The organism is Streptomyces saintjeani (assembly GCF_055409605.1).
The window spans coordinates 8,192,032-8,212,690 of sequence record NZ_CP189624.1 but is presented as its reverse complement, the minus strand read 5'-3'; the positions used below and the strand labels follow the sequence as shown (position 1 = coordinate 8,212,690).

General features: G+C 69.5%; 1 protein-coding gene. It reads right to left on the bottom strand.

Going from position 1 to position 20,659, the window contains the following annotated elements; genetic code table 11:
* Window positions 1-15 precede the first annotated feature (15 nt).
* Window positions 16-20,637 carry a type I polyketide synthase gene (locus ACQCO7_RS36760; RefSeq protein ID WP_464077380.1) on the bottom strand — a complete coding sequence of 6,874 codons (20,622 nt, stop codon included), beginning with the start codon at window positions 20,635-20,637 and terminating at the stop codon, window positions 16-18.
* Between the last annotated feature and the right edge of the window lie 22 nt (window positions 20,638-20,659).

The window sequence follows — 20,659 nt, the reverse complement described above, 5'->3', positions numbered from 1 at the left end:
GCCTTTCGATCGTCGCTAGTTCGTGGTGTTCTCGGCGGCCAGGCGCAGCAGACTCTCGCCGTCCAACTCGTCGATCGAGACCTCATCGCCGGACTTGGCGGTCTGCGCGACCTCGCCGTCCTCACCAGCGAGTCGCAGCAGCAGGTCCAGGAGACCCGCCTTCCGCAGGCGGCTGACAGGGATGGTCGCCAGGGTCTCTCCGAGACGGGCGTCCGTATCCTCGGACGGCTCCGCCGCCAGGATGTCGGGGCGCAGCTCCGACCGAAGGTGGTCGGCCACTGTGTCCGGTGTGGGGTAGTCGAACACCAGCGTGGCCGGCAACCGCAGACCAGTAACCGTGTTGAGCCGGTTACGCAGGTCGACGGCGGTCATCGAGTCGAAGCCCAGTTCCTGGAACGCGGAAGTGGCCTGTATCGACTCCGGGGTGGCATGTCCCAGAACTGTCGCCGTGTGCGTGGTGACCACCTGCGCCAACACGGCGTGAGCATCGGCAGCCGAGAGACCAGCCAGACGCTGCCGCAACGCCGCACCCGCCGTCTCGCCATCCCGCTCAGTGGCGAGACTCCTACGGCGGACCGGGCCCCGCACCAGGCCGCGCAACAGCCCCGACAACGGCTGACCAGCACGCACACCGGCCGGATCCCAGCGCATCCCCGCCACGAACGACCGCCCCGACCGTACGGCACGGTCCAGCAGCACCATTCCTTCCTCCGCCGCCAGCGGCACAACTCCCGTCGCACTGATCCGGCGGCGGTCGGTTTGCGACAGTTGCCCGGTCAACGCGCTGGCCGGCGCCCACATGCCCCACGCCACCGACACGGCTGCCTCGCCACGAGCGGCACGCTGTTGGGCTATCGCGTCCAGCACGGAGTTCGCCGCCGCGTACCCCGCCTGCCCAGCCGCACCCAGCACACCCGACGTGGACGAGAACAGGACGAACGCGGCCAGGCCCAGCCCGGCGGTCGCCTCGTGCAGGTACCACGCCGCGTCCGCCTTCGGACGCATCACGGCATCGACCCGCTCCGGCGTCAACGACGTCACCATCCCGTCGTCCACCACACCAGCCGTATGCACCACCGCCGTCAACGGATGCTCATCCGGGATCGCGTCAAGCACAGCGGTCAGCGCCGCCCGATCCGACACATCGCACGCCACCACCCTTACCTGGGCGCCCAGTTCGGCCAGTTCCCCGACCAGTTCCCGCGCGCCCGGCGCGGCCGTCCCCTGCCGCGACACCAGCAGCAGATGCCGTACTCCGTGACGCTCCACCCAATCCCGCGCCACCAACCCACCCAACGTCCCGGTCCCACCCGTGATCAGCACCGTGCCCTCAGGATCCACCGGTCGTGTCTCCACTGACGGGGCCGACGCCTCACCCACGCTCGTCGGCGTCAACCGGGGGATGTACGCCTGCCCGGCCCGCACGGCCAGCTCGAAATCGTCATCGGCTGTCCCGCTCAGTACGGCGGGCAGGCACTGCCACGATTCGACGCTGCCGTCCACATCGACCAGACCGAACCGGCCCGGATGCTCCGACCGCGCCGACCGCACCAACCCCTGCACCCCGGCCCCGGCCACATCCTCCACACGGTCACCCGTCCCCGTGGACACCGCACCCCTGGTCACCACCACCAACCGCGCACCACCACGCTCATCATCGGCCGCCCACTGCTGCACCAACCCCAGCACCCGGCACACCTCAGAACGCACCACCGCAGCCACATCACCACCGTCCACACCAGCGCCCACGGGCAGGAGAACCAGATCCGCCTCCAGGCACTCAGACAACTCCGAATGCCAGGCAACCCCCAACATCGCCGCCAGATCCTGGCCACCGGCACCCGCCACCACACACCGCCGCAACGAACCCCCACTCTCAGCCGGGACAGCAGGCTTGAGAATCCAGTCCACGCTGAACAGCGAGCGCTGTTCGGCCCCGGACTCCAGCAACTCCGCCCGCACCGATCGCAGTGTCAGCGAGTCCACCGACAGGACCGGGGCGCCGGTGTCATCAACCGCGTCCAGGCAGAGCGCGCCGTCCCCGATCACCGACAGCCGTACCCGCAGCGACCGTGCGCCCGAGGCGTGCAGCGACACACCGCCCCACGCGAACGGGAGCCCGCCCTCGACATCACCGGGCAGGAATACGGCGGCATGCAAGGCGGCGTCGAACAGCGCCGGGTGGATCCCGAACTCCCCCGCCCGCTCAGCCGCCTCGTCCGGCAGCCGCACTTCGGCGAAGACCTCCTCGCCCCGCCGCCACACCGCCCGCAGTCCCTGGAAGGCAGGCCCGTATCCGTAACCGGCCTCGGCCAGGCCGTCGTAAAGGTCATCCACCGGTACCGGTTCCGCTCCCGCAGGCGGCCACACCGCTTCCTGCCACACCGGCGCGGGAACTACTGACGCCGTCAGCGTTCCGCCGGCGTGCCGTATCCAGTCCGTCTCCTCCTCCGGCCGGGAGTACACGCTCACCGCACGACGACCCGACTCTGCCGGTGCCTCGACCACCACCTGCACCTGCACAGCCCCACGCTCCGGCAACACCAACGGCCGCTCCAACGCCAGATCCTCCAGAACACCACACCCCACCTCGTCACCAGCCCGCACCAGCAACTCCACGAACGCCGTGCCCGGCACGATCACCACACCCCGCACTGCGTGGTCGGCCAGCCAGTCGTGCGAGGCCAGAGACAGGCGGCTGGTGAACACCACACCCTCACCACCAGCCAACTCCACCGCCGCACCCAGCAACGGATGACCCACCGACGTCAACCCCATACCCCGTGCATCTCCGGCCACAGCCCGGGAGCGCGGCCAGTACCGCTCACGCTGGAAGGCGTACGTCGGCAGGTCGACCACCGAACCCCGGCCCACTATCGCGGACCAGTCCACCGGGACGCCGTGGGTGTGCAACGTGGACAGAGCGGCCATGACCGTATGGACCTCAGGCCGGTCCCGACGCTGGACCGCGACGAACAACCCGTCCACCGCACCCGACCCCAACCCGCTCAGCACACCGTCCGGACCCACCTCAACGAAACGCGTCACACCCCCAACACCCAACTCCCCCAACATGTCCGCGAACCGCACCGGCTCACGCACCTGCCGCACCCAATACCCCGCACTGCACACCTCAGCAGCCGGAACCGTCATCCCCACCGACGGCTCCTTGAACTCCACCTGCCCCAGCACCTCGGCAAACGGCGCAAGCATCGGGTCCATCAAGGGCGAATGGAACGCGTGACTGACCCGCAGACGCCGCACCTTCCTGCCCTGAGCGCGCCACAGCTCACCCATCGCGCCCACCACCCCGGCATCACCCGACACCACCACCGAACGGGCGGCGTTGACCGCCGCGACACCAGCCAGCTCACCCCACCCCGCAACCTCACCCGCCACCGAGACGATCTCCGCCTCGCTCGCCTCCACCGCCACCATGACCCCCTCAGCAGGCAACGCCTGCATCAACCCCGCCCGCGCCGCCACCACCCGACACGCATCCGACAACGACCACACACCCGCCACATACGCCGCCGCCAACTCCCCCACCGAATGCCCCACCACAAAATCCGGTACCACACCCCACGAACCCAACAACCGGAACACCGCCACCTCAAAAGCGAACAACGCCGGCTGCGCCCACCCCGTCTCCCTCAACCGCCCCTCATCCCCACCGAAGACAACCTCCTCCAACGACCCCGGCAACAAACCCTCAAACCCCGCACACACCTCCCCGAACACCTCCGCGAACACCGGGAACTCCCCCGCCAGCTCCCGCCCCATCCCCACACGCTGCGCACCCTGACCCGTGAACAAGAACGCCGTCCGGCCACCCGCACCAGCCACCCCGGTCACCACCCCGGCACCCGGCTCCCCCACAGCCAACCCGGCCAGCCCCGCCATCAACTCGTCCCGACCCGCACCCAGGACCACCGCACGGTGCCCCAAACTCGCCCGAGTCGACACCAACGCCGCACCCACATCGACCGGGTCCAGACCCGGATCCGCCTCCACGTGCGCCGCCAGCCGCCGCGCCTGCCCCCGCAACGCCAACTCCGACCTCGCCGACAACACCCACGGCACCACCACCGGCTCCACCTCCACACGGGAGGCCGGTTCAAGCTCAGGGGCCTGTTCGAGGATGACGTGGGCGTTGGTGCCGCTGATCCCGAACGAGGACACCCCTGCCCGCCACGGCCGGTCCACCACCGGCCACGACCGTTGCTCCGTCAGCAACTCCACCGCACCCGCCGACCAGTCCACCTCAGGCGTCGGCTCATCCACATGCAGGGTGGGGGGCAGTTGGCCGTGTTGCATCGCCAGCACCATCTTGATCACACCGGCGACACCGGCGGCGGCCTGTGTGTGACCGATGTTGGACTTCAGCGACCCCAGCCACAGCGGGCGACCCTCCGGCCGGTCCTGCCCATAGGTCTCCAGCAGCGCCTGGGCCTCGATCGGATCCCCCAGCCGAGTACCCGTACCGTGCGCCTCCACGACGTCCACCTCGGCCGCGGTCAGACCAGCACTGGCCAACGCCTGCCGGATCACCCGCTGCTGCGACGGACCGTTCGGTGCGGTCAGCCCGTTCGACGCGCCGTCCTGGTTGATCGCCGAACCCCGCACCACCGCCAACACCCGATGACCGTTGCGCCGGGCGTCCGACAACCGCTCCACCGCCAACAACCCGGCTCCTTCCGCGAGCCCGACCCCATCAGCGGTCACGGAGAACGCCTTGCAGCGGCCATCGCTCGCCAACCCGCCCTGCATGGCGAACCCGGCAAAGACCCCTGGTGTGGCCATCACCGTCACACCACCGGCCAATGCGAGATCACACTCGCCGGACCGCAGCGCCTGGGCCGCGAGATGCAACGCCACCAGCGACGACGAACACGCCGTGTCCACGGTCACCGCGGGCCCTTCCAACCCCAGCACATACGCGATCCGGCCCGACAACACGCTGCTCGCGCCGCCGGTCAGCGTGTAGCCCTCGGCGTCACCCGAGGCGCCTCCGACAGTGTCGTATCCCGAACCTGTCCCGCCCATGAATACGCCGGTCCTGCTGCCCTTCAGCGTGTTCGGGTCGATCCCGGACCGCTCCAGCGCCTCCCACGCCGTCTCCAGCAACAACCGCTGCTGCGGATCCATCCCCAACGCCTCACGCGGCGAAATCCCGAAGAACCCCGCATCGAACCCCGCCGCCTCGTGGAGGAACCCACCCATCTGGGCGAAACCGTCGCCGGCCAGGTCCCAGCCGCGTTGTGTCGGGAACGCCGAGGTGGCGTCGACGCCGCCGGTGAGCAGGTCCCACAGTTGTTCGGGGCTCTCTACTCCGCCGGGGAAGCGGCAGCCCATGCCGACGATGGCGATCGGCTCGTCCACCGCCACCGTGGTCACCGGCATCACCGACACGGCCTCGACTGTGTCGGTCAACCGCTGCCGCAGGTAGGTGGCCAGCCGCGAGGCGGTCGGATGGTCGAACGCCAACGTCGCTGGCAGCCGCAGCCCCGTCGCCGTCGCCAGCCGGTTGCGCAGCTCCACCGTCGTCAACGAGTCGAAGCCCATGTCCCGGAACGCCTTGTCAGGCTCGATGTCCTGTGCAGAGGCATGCCCGAGAACCGGGGCGACGTGGCCACGCACCAGATCGAGAAGCAGCCGTTGCTGGTCATCGGCGGTCTGGCCGGCCAGCCGCCCGGCCAGACCGGAGCCGTCCTGGACGCCCGCACGGGCAACCGGCCGGGCCCGCCCGCCGGTACTCACCAGGCCCCGCAACAGCGGCAGCACCGGCTCGGACCCGTTGTGCCGTGACAGTTCGAGCCCGACCGGAGCCAGGTGCGCTTCCGGGCGTCGGCAGGCCAGGTCGAACAGCGCCAGCCCCTCCGCCGCCGGCAGGGCGCGCACCCCGGCCCGGCCGAACCGGACGAGATCGGTCTGGCCCAGACGCCCCATCATTCCGCTGGCATCGCCCCACAAGCCCCAGGCCAGCGACACGACGGGCTCGCCCCGGGCGGCACACTGTTGAGCCATCGCGTCCAGCACGGAGTTCGCCGCCGCGTACCCCGCCACTCCAGCCCCACCGAACACACCCGCCACAGACGAGAAGAGGATGAATGCGGCCAGGTCCAGTCCGGCGGTCGCCTCGTGCAGGTACCACGCAGCGTCCGCCTTCGGACGCATGACGGTGTCGATGCGTTCCGGGGTCAACGACGTGATCGTTCCGTCGTCCAGCACAGCCGCCGCATGGATCACTGCGGTGAGCGGACGCTCCTGCGGGACCCCGGCGACCAGTTCGGCGACGGCGTCCCGGTCCGAAACGTCGCACGCCACCACCCGCACCTCGGCACCCAGTGCGGTCAGTTCCTCGGCCAGCTCCCGCGCCCCCGGCGCGGCGATCCCCTGGCGTGACACGAGAGTCAGGTGCCGTATGCCGTGCCGGTCGGCCAGGTGCCGTGCCAGCAGGCCGCCCAGACCACCGGTGCCACCGGTGATCAACACCGTGCCCTCGGGGTCCAGTTGCTGGGGCACGGTCAGCACGATCTTGCCCACGTGCCGGGCCTGCGCCATGTAGCGGAAGGCGTCACGGCTCTGCCGCACGTCCCATGTCCGGGTAGGCAGGGGGGACAGTACGCCGGCCTCGAACAGCTCCGCCAGCTCGGCGAGCATGCCCCCGACCACGTCCAGGTCGATCTCGAGGTCGATCGCGTGATAGCTCACTTCGGGGTGCGTGGTGGCTATCGCGTCCGTGTCACGGATGTCGGTCTTGCCCAGCTCGACGAACCGGCCACCCTCCCGCAGAACCCCCAGCGACGCGTCGACGAACTCGCCCGCCAGGCTGTTGAGGACCACGTCCATCTCCGTGAACCGGCCGGCGAACTCCGTGGTCCTCGACGACGCGATGTGATCCCGCGCCACTCCCAGACCGCACACCGTGTCCTGCTTGCCCTCACTCGCGGTCGCGAAGACCTCCGCGCCCCACAGCCGGGCCAGCTGGACCGCGGCCATTCCCACACCGCCGGCCGCGGCATGCACCAGCACCCGCTGCCCCGCCGCCAAACGCCCCGTCTCCCGCAGCCCGTACCACGCCGTCAAAAACACCACCGGCACCCCCGCAGCCTGCGCGAACGACCACCCCCACGGAATAGGCACCACCAACCGCGCATCCGCCACCACCACCGGACCGAACCCACCGACCGCCATACCCATCACCCGATCCCCCGCAACGAACCCCGTCACACCCGGACCCGTCTCCAGCACCACACCCGCCACCTCAGCACCCAACACCGGTATCTCACCCGGATACATATTCAGCACATCGCGGAAGTTCAGCCCCGCCGCACGCACCCCGATCCTCACCTGCCCCGCTTCCAGCGGCACCTCAGCCTCGGGAGACGGCACGATCACCAGATCGTCCACACTGCCCTGACCCGCCATCCCCAGCCGCCACGCCTCCACACCCTCCGGCGCAGTCAGCACCTCACGGGTACGCGTCGGCGCCAGCCGGGGGGCGTACGCCTGCCCGGCCCGCACCGCCAGCTCGAACCCGTCCTCGTCATCGGCCGTCCCGCTCAGTACAGCGGGCAGACACTGCCAGGATTCGGCACTGCCGTCCACGTCGACCAGACCGAACCGGCCCGGATGCTCCGACCGCGCCGACCGCACCAACCCCTGCACCCCGGCCCCGGCCACGTCCTCCACCCGGTCACCCGTCCCCGTGGACACCGCATTCCGGGTCACCACCACCAACCGCGCATCACCCCGCTCATCAGCCAGCCACTGCTGCACCAACTCCAGCACCCGGCACACCTCAGAACGCACCGCCGCAACCACATCACCGCCGTCCGCACCAGCGCCCGCAGGCAGGAGAACCAGATCCGTCTCAGGGCACTCGGACAGCTCCGGATACCAGGCCACTCCCAGCGTCTTCGCCAGGTCCTGACCGCCCGCACCCACCACCACACACCGCGGCGAGCTCTCGGTCCCGGTCGGGACCGCAGGCTTGACGATCCAGTCCACGCTGAACAGATTGTCCTGGCCAGACCCAGGTGAACTCAACTGACCCTGCGGCGCCGGTCGTACCACCAACGAGTCCACCGAAACCACCGGGGCGCCGGTGTCATCAGCCGCATCCAGGCAGAGCCCACCGTCCCCGGCCACCGACAGCCGTACGCGCAGTGACCGTGCGCCCGACGCATGCAGGGACACACCACTCCACGCGAACGGGAGCCCGCCCTCGCCCCCTGCGGGCAGGAACGCAGCAGCGTGCAGGGCGGCGTCGAACAACGCCGGGTGGATACCGAACTCCCCCGCCCGCTCAGCCGCCTCGTCCGGCAGCCGCACTTCAGCGAAGACCTCCTCGCCCCGCCGCCACGCCGCCCGCAGTCCCTGGAAGGCCGGCCCGTATCCGTAACCGGCCTCGGCCAGGCCGTCGTAAAGGTCACCCACCGGTACCGGTTCCGCTCCCGCAGGCGGCCATGCCGTCAACTCCGCACCCACCGCCGCTGCCTCGGAAGTCAGCGTTCCGCTGGCGTGCCGTGTCCAGCCCACCTCCTCCTCCCGCCGGGAGTACACACTCACCGCACGACGACCCGACTCCACCAGTGCCCCGACCACCACCTGCACCTGCACAGCCCCGCGCTCGGACAGCACCAACGGCCGCTCCAACGCCAGATCCTCCAGAACACCACACCCCACCTCATCACCAGCCCGCACTACCAGTTCCACGAACGCGGTGCCGGCCAGCAACACCACACCCCGTGCCGTGTGGTCGGCCAGCCAGTCATGCGAAGCCAAAGACAGGCGGCTGGTGAACACCACACCCTCACCACCAGCCAACTCCACCGCCGCACCCAGCAACGGATGACCCACCGACACCAACCCGGCACCCCGCACATCGCCGGCCACAACCCGGGGACGCGGCCAGTACCGCTCACGCTGGAACGCATACGTCGGCAGCTCCACCACCGAACCCCGGCCCACCACCGCGGACCAGTCCACCCGGACACCACGAGTGTGCAACCGGGCCACAGCAGCCAGCAGTTGCTCTGATTCGCCCTCACCCCGACGCAACGTCCCCGTCACAACCGCCGACGGATGAGACTCGAACAGCGTCTCCTCCAGGCTGGGAGTCAGCACCGGGTGCGGGCTGACCTCTACGAACACCCCATGACCGGCCGCAGCCAGCACCCGGGTCGTATCCGCCAGCCGCACCGTCTCCCGCAGATTGCGGTACCAGTAGCCCGCGTCCAGGTCACGGGTGTCGGTCAGCTCACCCGTCACCGTGGAGTAGAACGCGACACTCCCTTCCACCGGCGCGATGTCCGCCAGAGCCTCGACCAGCTCCGCCTCGATCTCCTCCACGTGCGCGGAATGCGACGCGTAGTCCACCTCGACCCGGCGAGCCCGGAAGTCCTCCGCCCCGCCCGCCACGACCAGTTCGGCCAGCGCCTCGGGGTCGCCCGACACCACCACCGACGACGGCCCGTTCACCGCAGCAACCGACAACCGCCCCTCCCACCGGACGATCAACGACTCCGCCTCGGCCCGGGGCAACCCCACCGACACCATCCCGCCCCGCCCGGCCAGGGACCCGGCGATCATCCGGCTGCGCACGGCGCTGATCCTGGCGGCGTCGGCCAGCGACAGTCCGCCCGCCACGCAGGCCGCAGCAATCTCGCCCTGCGAGTGCCCCATCACCGCAGCCGGTGTCACCCCGAACGACCGCCACACCTGAGCCAGCGACACCATCACCGCCCACAACACCGGCTGCACCACATCAACCCGCCCCAACGCCCCCTCATCCCCCAACACCTCCAACACCTCCAACAAATCCCACTCCACGAACGGCGCCAACGCCCGAGCACACTCCCCCATCCGCTCCGCGAACACCGGCGAAGCCGTCAGCAGTCCCCGCGCCATACCCACCCACTGCGAACCCTGACCAGGAAACACGAACACCACGCCCTGCTCGCCAGCCGCACTCTGACCGACCCCGCCGGTCACCACCCCAGCACCCGGCTCCCCAGCCGCAAGCCCGGCCAACCCCGCGATCAACTCATCACGGCCCGCGCCCAGGACCACCGCCCGATGCTCCAGTCCGGCCCGGGTGGACACCAATGCCGCGCCTACGTCGACCGGGTCCAGTTCCGGATCAGCTTCCACGTGTGCCGCCAGCCGCTGCGCCTGCCCCCTCAACGCCAACTCCGACCTCGCCGACAGCACCCACGGCACCACCACCGGCTCCACCTCCACACGGGAGACCGGTTCGAGCTCAGGGACCTGTTCGAGGATGACGTGGGCGTTGGTGCCGCTGATCCCGAACGAGGACACACCTGCCCGCCACGGTCGGTCGACCACCGGCCACGGACGCTGCTCCGTCAGCAACTCCACTGCACCCGCCGACCAGTCCACCTCAGGCGTCGGCTCATCCACATGCAGGGTGGGGGGCAGTTGGCCGTGTTGCATCGCCAGCACCATCTTGATCACACCGGCGACACCGGCGGCGGCCAGTGTGTGACCGATGTTGGATTTGACCGATCCCAGCCACAGTGGACGGTCCGTCGGCCGGTCCTGTCCGTAGGTCGCCAGCAGGGCCTGGGCCTCGATCGGGTCACCCAACCGAGTACCGGTGCCGTGGGCCTCCACTACGTCCACCTCGGCGGCGGTCACACCGGCGCTGGCCAACGCCTGACGGATCACCCGCTGCTGGGAGGGACCGTTCGGCGCCGACAACCCGTTCGAGGCGCCATCCTGATTCACCGCCGAACCCCGCACCACCGCCAACACCCGATGACCATTACGCCGGGCATCAGACAACCGCTCCACCACCAACAACCCAGCACCCTCACCCCACCCAGTGCCGTCAGCCGCCGCGGCGAACGCCTTGCAGCGACCATCCCCCGCCAACCCACCCTGAACAGCGAACTCGGCAAAGATCCCCGGAGTGGCCATCACTGCCACACCACCGGCCAGCGCCAGATCACACTCCCCCGACCGCAACGCCTGCGCGGCCCAGTGCAACGCCACCAACGACGACGAACACGCCGTGTCCACCGTCACCGCCGGCCCCTCCAAGCCCAACGTGTACGCGATCCGCCCCGACAACACGCTGCCCGCGCCGCCGGTCAGCATGTAGCCCTCGGCGTCGCCCGAGGCACCCCCGACAGTGTCGTATCCCGAACCTGTCCCGCCTACGAACACCCCGGTCCTGCTGCCCTTCAGCAGGTTCGGGTCGATCCCGGACCGCTCCAGCGCCTCCCACGCCGTCTCCAGCAACAACCGCTGCTGCGGATCCATCCCCAACGCCTCACGCGGCGAAATCCCGAAGAACCCCGCGTCGAACCCCGCCACATCCTCGACGAACCCACCCACCCGGGCAAAACCGTCACCGACCAGATCCCAGCCCCGCTGCGTCGGGAACGCCGAGATCGCGTCAACACCACCCGCGAGCAAAGCCCACAACTGTTCAGGGCTCTCTACTCCGCCGGGGAAGCGGCAGCCCATGCCGACGATGGCGATCGGCTCGTCCACCGCCACCGTGGTCACCGGCATCGCCGACACGGCCTCGACCGTGCCCAGCAGCTCCGAACCCAGATGCTCAGCCAGCGCGACGGGGGTCGGGTAGTCGAAGACGAGACTCGCAGGCAGCACAAGCCCCGTGGCCGAGGCGAGCTTGTTCCGCAGCTCCACCGCCGTCAGCGAATCAAAACCGACATCACGGAAAGCCCGCCCCTGCGGCAGGGCATCAGCGTTGTCGAAACCGAGAGTGACCGCCGCTTCCCGCCGCACCAGGTCCAGCAACGCCCGCGCGCGTTCCCTCTCCCCCAGCCCGGCCAGCCTGCGCCGCAACGCCGACTCACCACCCGGCCGTCCACCCGGCCCGGCCAGCGCCTTGCGCGCCTCCGGAATACCCGACAGCAGCGCACTCGGGCGCTCCACGGTAAAACTCGGCGCGAACCGCTCCCAGTCCGTGTTCGTCACCGTGAGAGTCACCGAACCGTCGCACACCGCCCGTTCCAGAGCCGCCATCGCCAGCTCCGGCTCCATCGGCAGCACACCACGCCGCCGATACCCCTCCACGAACTCGGCACCCGCCGCACCCATCCCCGGACCCGCCCACAACCCCCACGCCACCGACGTCGCAGCAAGCCCCGCACCACGCCGATACCCCGCCAGCCCGTCCAGGAAAGCATTCGCCGCCGCATACGCCGCCTGCCCCCCAGCACCCCAACTCGCCGCACCCGAAGAAAACAGCACAAACGCCTGGAGCTCCAACCCAGCAGTCAGCTCGTGCAGATGCCACGCAGACACCATCTTTGCCCGCAGCACCCCATCCAACCGCCCGGCCTCCAACTGCTCCACCGGCACATGCCCATCACCGATCCCCGCCGCATGCACCACCGCCGTCAACGGAAACTCACCGGGGATCGCACCGAGTACGGCCGCCAACGCCTCACGGTCCGCGACATCACACGCCTCCACCGTCACCCGCACACCCAGCGCTATGAGCTCCTCACGCAGACCCGACGCACCCGGAGCCTCCAGACCCCGGCGGCTCACCAACACCACATGCTCAGCACCACGCGCCACCACCCACCGCGCCACATGACCACCCAGACCCCCCGTCCCACCCGTAATCAGCACCGAGCCACTCAGCCGCACCCCAGCACCCGCCTCCGCACCCCCGGCCCGGACCAGACGACGCCCGTACACACCCGACCCCCGCACCGCGATCTGATCCTCATCACCCGTCAGGACCCGCCGCAACAACCCACCCACCCGTTCGTCGAACACCACCGGCAGATCCACCAGCCCACCCCACCGACCCGGCAGATCCAACGCCACAGACCGCCCCAAACCCCACAACGCCGACTGCACCGGACTGACAACCCGATCAGCCGACCCCACCGACACCGCACCCCGCGTCACACACCACACCGGCGCAGCAATCCCACAGTCCCCCAACGCCTGGACCAGCCCCACCGTCCCGGCCAGACCCACCGGCGTGGCCGCGAACTCCGCACACGCCTCCTCGACCAGACCCAGCAGCGACACCACACCCGTCAGCTCAGGCAGACCCGCCAGCACAGCACGATCGACGTCACCGTCCACCTCCAACCGCACCACCCCATCACCCAACGCCCCCACCACCGAAGCAACCCAGGTGTCCTGCGCAGACCCGGCGGGCACCACGACCAGCCAACTCCCCGGCAGCACAGCCCCAGACACCCCGGGCAACAGCTTCCAACTCTCCGCAAACCGCCACCCCTCCACCACCGACCCAGCCCGCCGACGTTCACGCCACGCCACCAACGCCGGAACCACCTCGGCCACAGCCCGCTCATCGACCCCCAGTTCGACCGACAACGCCCCTGCATCCGCCCCCCGCACCACCGACCACAACTCGTCATCCACCCCACCCACTGACTCAGACCCCGCCACCGGCTCCGGCCAATACCGCTCACGCTGGAACGCATACGTCGGCAACTCGATCGCCGGACCCGAACCCCGGCCCACGATCGCGGACCAGTCCACCGGGACGCCGTGGGTGTGCAACGTGGACAGTGCGGCCATGACCGTATGGACCTCAGGCCGGTCCCGACGCTGGACCGCGACGAACAACCCGTCCACCGCACCCGACCCCAACCCGCTCAGCACACCGTCCGGACCCACCTCAACGAAACGCGTCACACCCCCAACACCCAACTCCCCCAACATGTCCGCGAACCGCACCGGCTCACGCACCTGCCGCACCCAATACCCCGCACTGCACACCTCAGCAGCCGGAACCGTCATCCCCACCGACGGCTCCTTGAACTCCACCTGCCCCAGCACCTCGGCAAACGGCGCAAGCATCGGGTCCATCAAGGGCGAATGGAACGCGTGACTGACCCGCAGACGCCGCACCTTCCTGCCCTGAGCGCGCCACAGCTCACCCATCGCGCCCACCACCCCGGCATCACCCGACACCACCACCGAACGGGCGGCGTTGACCGCCGCGACACCAGCCAGCTCACCCCACCCCGCAACCTCACCCGCCACCGAGACGATCTCCGCCTCGCTCGCCTCCACCGCCACCATGACCCCCTCAGCAGGCAACGCCTGCATCAACCCCGCCCGCGCCGCCACCACCCGACACGCATCCGACAACGACCACACACCCGCCACATACGCCGCCGCCAACTCCCCCACCGAATGCCCCACCACAAAATCCGGTACCACACCCCACGAACCCAACAACCGGAACACCGCCACCTCAAAAGCGAACAACGCCGGCTGCGCCCACCCCGTCTCCCTCAACCGCCCCTCATCCCCACCGAAGACAACCTCCTCCAACGACCCCGGCAACAAACCCTCAAACCCCGCACACACCTCCCCGAACACCTCCGCGAACACCGGAAACTCCCCCGCCAGCTCCCGCCCCATCCCCACACGCTGCGCACCCTGACCCGTGAACAAGAACGCCGTCCGGCCACCCACACCAGCCACCCCGGTCACCACACCGACACCCCGCTCCCCCACAGCCAACCCGGCCAGCCCCGCCATCAACTCGTCCCGACCCGCACCCAGGACCACCGCACGGTGCCCCAAACTCGCCCGAGTCGACACCAACGCCGCACCCACATCGACCGGGTCCAGACCCGGATCCGCCTCCACATGCGCCGCAAGCCGCCGCGCCTGCCCCCGCAACGCCAACTCCGACCTCGCCGACAACACCCACGGCACCACCACGGGAACAACAACATCCGTACCAGGGGCCGGTTCAACCTCAGGAGCCTGCTCCAAAATCACATGGGCGTTGGTGCCACTGACTCCGAACGAGGACACCCCCGCCCGCCACGGCCGATCCACCACCGGCCACGACCGCTGCTCCGTCAACAACTCCACCGCACCAGACGACCAGTCCACCTCAGGGCTCGGCGCATCCACATGCAACGTCCGCGGCAACACACCCCGCTGCATCGCCAGCACCATCTTCATCACACCAGCAACACCGGAGGCCGCCTGTGTGTGACCGATGTTGGATTTGACCGACCCCAGCCACAGCGGGCGATCCGTCGGCCGCTCCTGCCCGTAGGTGGCCAGCAGCGCCTGGGCCTCGATCGGGTCACCCAACCGAGTACCCGTGCCGTGCGCCTCCACCACATCCACCTCAGCGGCGGTCACACCAGCACTGGCCAACGCCTGACGGATCACCCGCTGCTGCGACGGACCACTCGGCGCCGACAACCCGTTCGACGCACCATCCTGATTCACCGCCGAACCCCGCACCACCGCCAACACCCGATGCCCATTACGCCGGGCATCAGACAACCGCTCCATCACCAACAACCCGGCACCCTCACCCCACCCAGTGCCGTCAGCCGACGCGGCAAAGGGCTTGCAGCGACCATCCCCCGCCAACCCGCCCTGAATCGCGAACTCGGCAAAGCCCCGTGGTGTGGCCATCACCGTCACACCACCGGCCAGCGCCATCGAACACTCACCGGACCGCAACGCCTGGACCGCGAGATGCAACGCCACCAGCGACGACGAACACGCCGTGTCCACCGTCACCGCGGGCCCTTCCAACCCCAACGTGTACGCGATCCGCCCCGACAACACGCTGCCCGCGCCGCCCGTCAGCATGTACCCCTCGGAGTCGCCCGAGGCACCCCCGACAGCCTCGTACCCCGAAACAGTCCCGCCCACGAACACCCCGGTCCTGCTGCCCTTCAGCGCGTTCGGGTCGATCCCGGACCGCTCCAACGCCTCCCACGCCGTCTCCAGCAACAACCGCTGCTGCGGATCCATCGCCAACGCCTCACGCGGCGAAATCCCGAAAAACCCCGCATCGAACCCCGCCACATCCTCGACAAACCCACCCACCCGGGCAAAATCAGCGCCGGTCAGATCCCAGCCCCGATCACCAGGGAACTCACCCACCACATCAGCCGACGACACCACCACATCCCACAACTGCTCCGGCGACGACACCCCACCCGGGAACCGGCACCCCATCCCCACAATCGCGATCGGCTCATCCGGCTCAGCCCTCACCACAACGGAAGCCACCGGCGCGGCCTCGACCGTGCCCAGCAACTCCGCACCCAGATGGTCGGCCAACGCGACGGGGGTCGGGTAGTCGAAGACCAGGCTCGCAGGCAGCACAAGCCCCGTGGCCGAGGCGAGCTTGTTCCGCAGCTCCACCGCCGTCAGCGAATCAAAACCGACATCACGGAAAGCCCGCCCCTGCGGCAGAGCATCAGCATTGTCGAAACCAAGAGTGACCGCAGCTTCCCGCCGCACCAGATCCAGCAGCGCCCGCGCACGTTCCCTCTCCCCCAACCCCGCCAGCCTGCGCCGCAACACCGACTCACCACCCGGCCGTCCACCCGGCCCGGCCAGCGCCTTACGCGCCTCCGGAATACCCGACAGCAGCGCACTCGGCCGCTCGACCGTGAAACTCGACGCGAACGTCTCCCAGTCCGTGTTCGTCACCGTGAGAGTCACCGAACCGTCGCACACCGCCCCCTCCAGAGCCGCCATCGCCAACTCCGGCTCCATCGCCAGCACACCACGCCGCCGATACCCCTCCACGAACTCGGCACCCGCCGCACCCATCCCCGGCCCAGCCCACAACCCCCACGCCACCGACGTCGCAGCAAGCCCCGCACCATGCCGGTAACCCGCCAACCCGTCCAGGAAAGCATTCGCCGCCGCATACGCCGCCTGCCCCCCAGCACCCCAACTCGCCGCACCCGACGAGAACAACACGAACGCCGCCAGGTCCAACCCAGCAGTCAACTCATGCAGATGCCACGCCGACACCATCTTCGCCCGCAACACCCCATCCAACCGCCCCGGCTCCAACTCCCCCACCGGCACATACCCGTCACCGATCCCCGCCGCATGCACCACCGCCGTCAAAGGGCAGTCCCCCGGCACCCGCCCCAGCACCCCCGCCAGCGCCTCCCGGTCAGCGACATCACACGCCTCCACCGTCACCCGCGCACCCAGCCCCACCAACTCCTCACACAGACCCGCCACACCCTCAGCCTGCTCACCCCGGCGGCTGACGAGTACGACATGCTCCGCACCACGCGCCACGGCCCACCGCGCCACATGCCCGCCCAGACCTCCCGTCCCACCCGTGATCAGCACCGAACCCCGTAGCCGTGCCTCAGCACCTGCCCCACTGCCCCCTGCCGGAACGAGACGACGCCCGTACACACCCGACTCCCGCACCGCGACCTGATCCTCATCACCCGTCAGGACCCGCCGCAGCAACCCACCCACCCGCTCATCGACCGCGACAGGCAGATCGACCAGCCCACCCCAACGAGCCGGCAGATCCAACGCCACAGACCGCCCCAACCCCCACAACGCCGACTGCACCGGACTCACCAACAGATCCCCCGACCCCACCGACACCGCACCCCGCGTCACACACCACACCCGCGCACCGATCCCGCAATCACCCAACGCCTGCACCAACCCCACCGTCCCCGCCAGACCCACCGGCGTGGCCGCGAACTCCGCACACGCCCCCTCGACCAGACCCAGCAGCGACACCACACCCGTCAGCTCAGGCAGACCCGCCAGCACAGCACGATCGACGTCATCGTCCACCTCCAACCGCACCACCCCATCACCCAACGCCCCCACCACCGAAGCAACCCAGGTGTCCTGCGCAGACCCGGCGGGCACCACGACCAGCCAACTCCCCGGCAGCACAGCCCCAGACACCCCGGGCAACAGCTTCCAACTCTCCGCAAACCGCCACCCCTCCACCACCGACCCAGCCCGACGACGCTCACGCCACGCCGCCAACGCCGGCACCACCTCACCCAAAGCCCGCTCATCGACCCCCAGTTCGGCCGACAACGCCCCTGCATCCGCCCCCACCACCACCGACCACAACTCGTCATCCACCCCACCCGCTGACTCAGACCCCGCCACCGGCTCCGGCCAATACCGCTCACGCTGGAAGGCGTACGTCGGCAGATCGACCACCGAACCCCGGCCCACGATCGCGGACCAGTCCACCGGCACGCCACGCACATGCAACCGGGCCACAGCGGTCAACAGTTGCTCGGACTCGTTCCCCTCCCGACGCAACGTCCCGGTCACGACCGCCGCCGGGTGGGACTCGAACAGGGTCTCTTCCAGACTGGGAGTCAGCACCGGATGAGGGCTGACCTCGACGAACGTCCCGTGGCCGGCCTCGGCCAGTGCCCGGGTGGTGTCGGCCAGCCGCACCGTCTCCCGCAGATTGCGGTACCAGTACTCCGCATCCAGCTCACGGGTGTCCGTCAGCTCACCGGTCACGGTGGAGTAGAACGCGACCGTGCCCTCGGTCGGAGTGATCCCGGCCAGTGCCTCGACCAGCTCCGCCTCGATCTGCTCCACGTGCGGGGAATGCGACGCGTAGTCCACCTCGACCCGGCGAGCCCGGAAACCCTCCGCCTCCCCCGCCACGACCAGTTCGGCCACCGCCCCGGCGTCCCCGGACACCACCACCGACGACGGCCCGTTGACCGCCGCGACCGACAACCGCCCCTCCCACCGGGCCACCAACGACTCCACCTCAGCCAGCGGCAGCCCCACCGACACCATCCCGCCCCGACCCGCCAACGACCCCGCGATCATCCGGCTCCGCACCGCGACGATCCTCGCGGCATCATCCAGCGACAGCCCACCCGCCACACACGCCGCCGCGATCTCCCCCTGCGAGTGCCCCACCACCGCAGCCGGCACCACCCCGAGCGACCGCCACACGTGCGCCAGCGACACCATCACCGCCCACAACACCGGCTGCACCACATCAACCCGCCCCAACGCCCCCTCATCCCCCAACACCTCCAACAGATCCCACTCCACGAACGGAGCGAGCGCCCGAGCGCACTCCGCCATCCGCTCCGCGAAGACGGGTGAAGACACCAGCAGTTCCCGCGCCATACCGACCCACTGCGAACCCTGACCAGGGAACACAAACACCACACCACGCCCACCAACCACACCCCGACCAGCCACCCCGGACACCACACCCCCACCAGGCTCACCGGACGCCAACCCGGCCAACCTGGCGATCAACTCATCGCGGTCGGCGCCCAGCACCACCGCCCGATGCTCCAGACTCGCCCGAGTGGACACGAGTGCCGCACCCACGTCCACCGGGTCCAGCCCCGCATCCGACTCCACATACGCCGCCAGCCGCCGCGCCTGCTCCCGCAACGCCGAGTCCGACCGCCCCGACACCACCCACGGCACCACCGACGACGACACCACCGGAGCAACAACATCCGCGTCGGAGACCGGCGTTGACTCCGGAGCCTGCTCCAAAATCACGTGAGCATTGGTGCCGCTGACCCCGAACGAAGACACCCCCGCCCGCCAGGGCCGATCCACCACCGGCCACGGACGCTGCTCCGTCAGCAACTCCACCGCACCCGCCGACCAGTCCACCTCAGGCGTCGGCTCATCCACATGCAACGTCCGCGGCAACACACCCCGCTGCATCGCCAACACCATCTTCATCACACCCGCGACACCAGCAGCCGCCAGCGTGTGACCGATGTTGGACTTGACCGATCCCAGCCACAGCGGACGATCCGCAGGCCGGTCCTGCCCATAAGTCGCCAACAAGGCCTGGGCCTCGATCGGGTCACCCAACCGAGTACCCGTGCCATGCGCCTCCACCACATCCACCTCAGCGGCGGTCACACCAGCACTGGCCAACGCCTGCAAGATCACCCGCTGCTGCGCCGGACCGTTCGGCGCGGTCAACCCGTTCGACGCACCGTCCTGATTCACCGCCGAACCCCGCACCACCGCCAACACCCGATGACCATTACGCCGGGCATCAGACAACCGCTCCACCACCAACAACCCGGCACCCTCACCCCACCCAGTACCGTCGGCCGACGCGGCGAACGCCTTGCAGCGGCCGTCCCCCGCCAACCCGCCATACGTGGCGAACCCGCCAAAGATCCCCGCCGTGGCCATCACCGCCACACCACCGGCCAGCGCCATCGTGCACTCGCCGGACCGCAGCGCCTGGGCCGCCAGATGCAGCGCCACCAGCGACGACGAACACGCCGTGTCCACCGTCACCGCGGGCCCCTCCAAGTCCAACGTGTACGCGATCCGCCCCGACAGCACGCTGCTCGCGCCGCCGATCAACGTGTAGCCCTCGGCGTCGCCCGAGACGTCCCCGACAGTGTCGTACCCGGAGACTGCCCCGCCCACGAACACACCGGTCTTACTGCCCTTCAGCGTGTTCGGGTCGATCCCGGACCGCTCCAACGCCTCCCACGCCGTCTCCAGCAACAACCGCTGCTGCGGATCCATCCCCAACGCCTCACGCGGCGAGATACCGAAGAACCCCGCGTCGAACTCCGCAGCGTCGTAAAGGAAACCGCCGTGCCGGGTGTAACTGGTGCCGCGGCGGTCGGAGTCCGTGTCGTCGGGGGTGTCCAGCGACCAGCCGCGGTCGTCGGGAAACTCGGAGATCGCGTCCGCTCCGTCGCTGAGCAGCCGCCAGAGATCCTCGGGCGAGGTCACCCCGCCGGGAAAGCGGCATGCCATCCCGACCACCGCGATCGGCTCCGGTGTGGTCAGTTCGGCATTGCGGCGGCGGAGTCGCTCGGTCTCCTTCACCGACTCACGGAGCGCTTCGAGA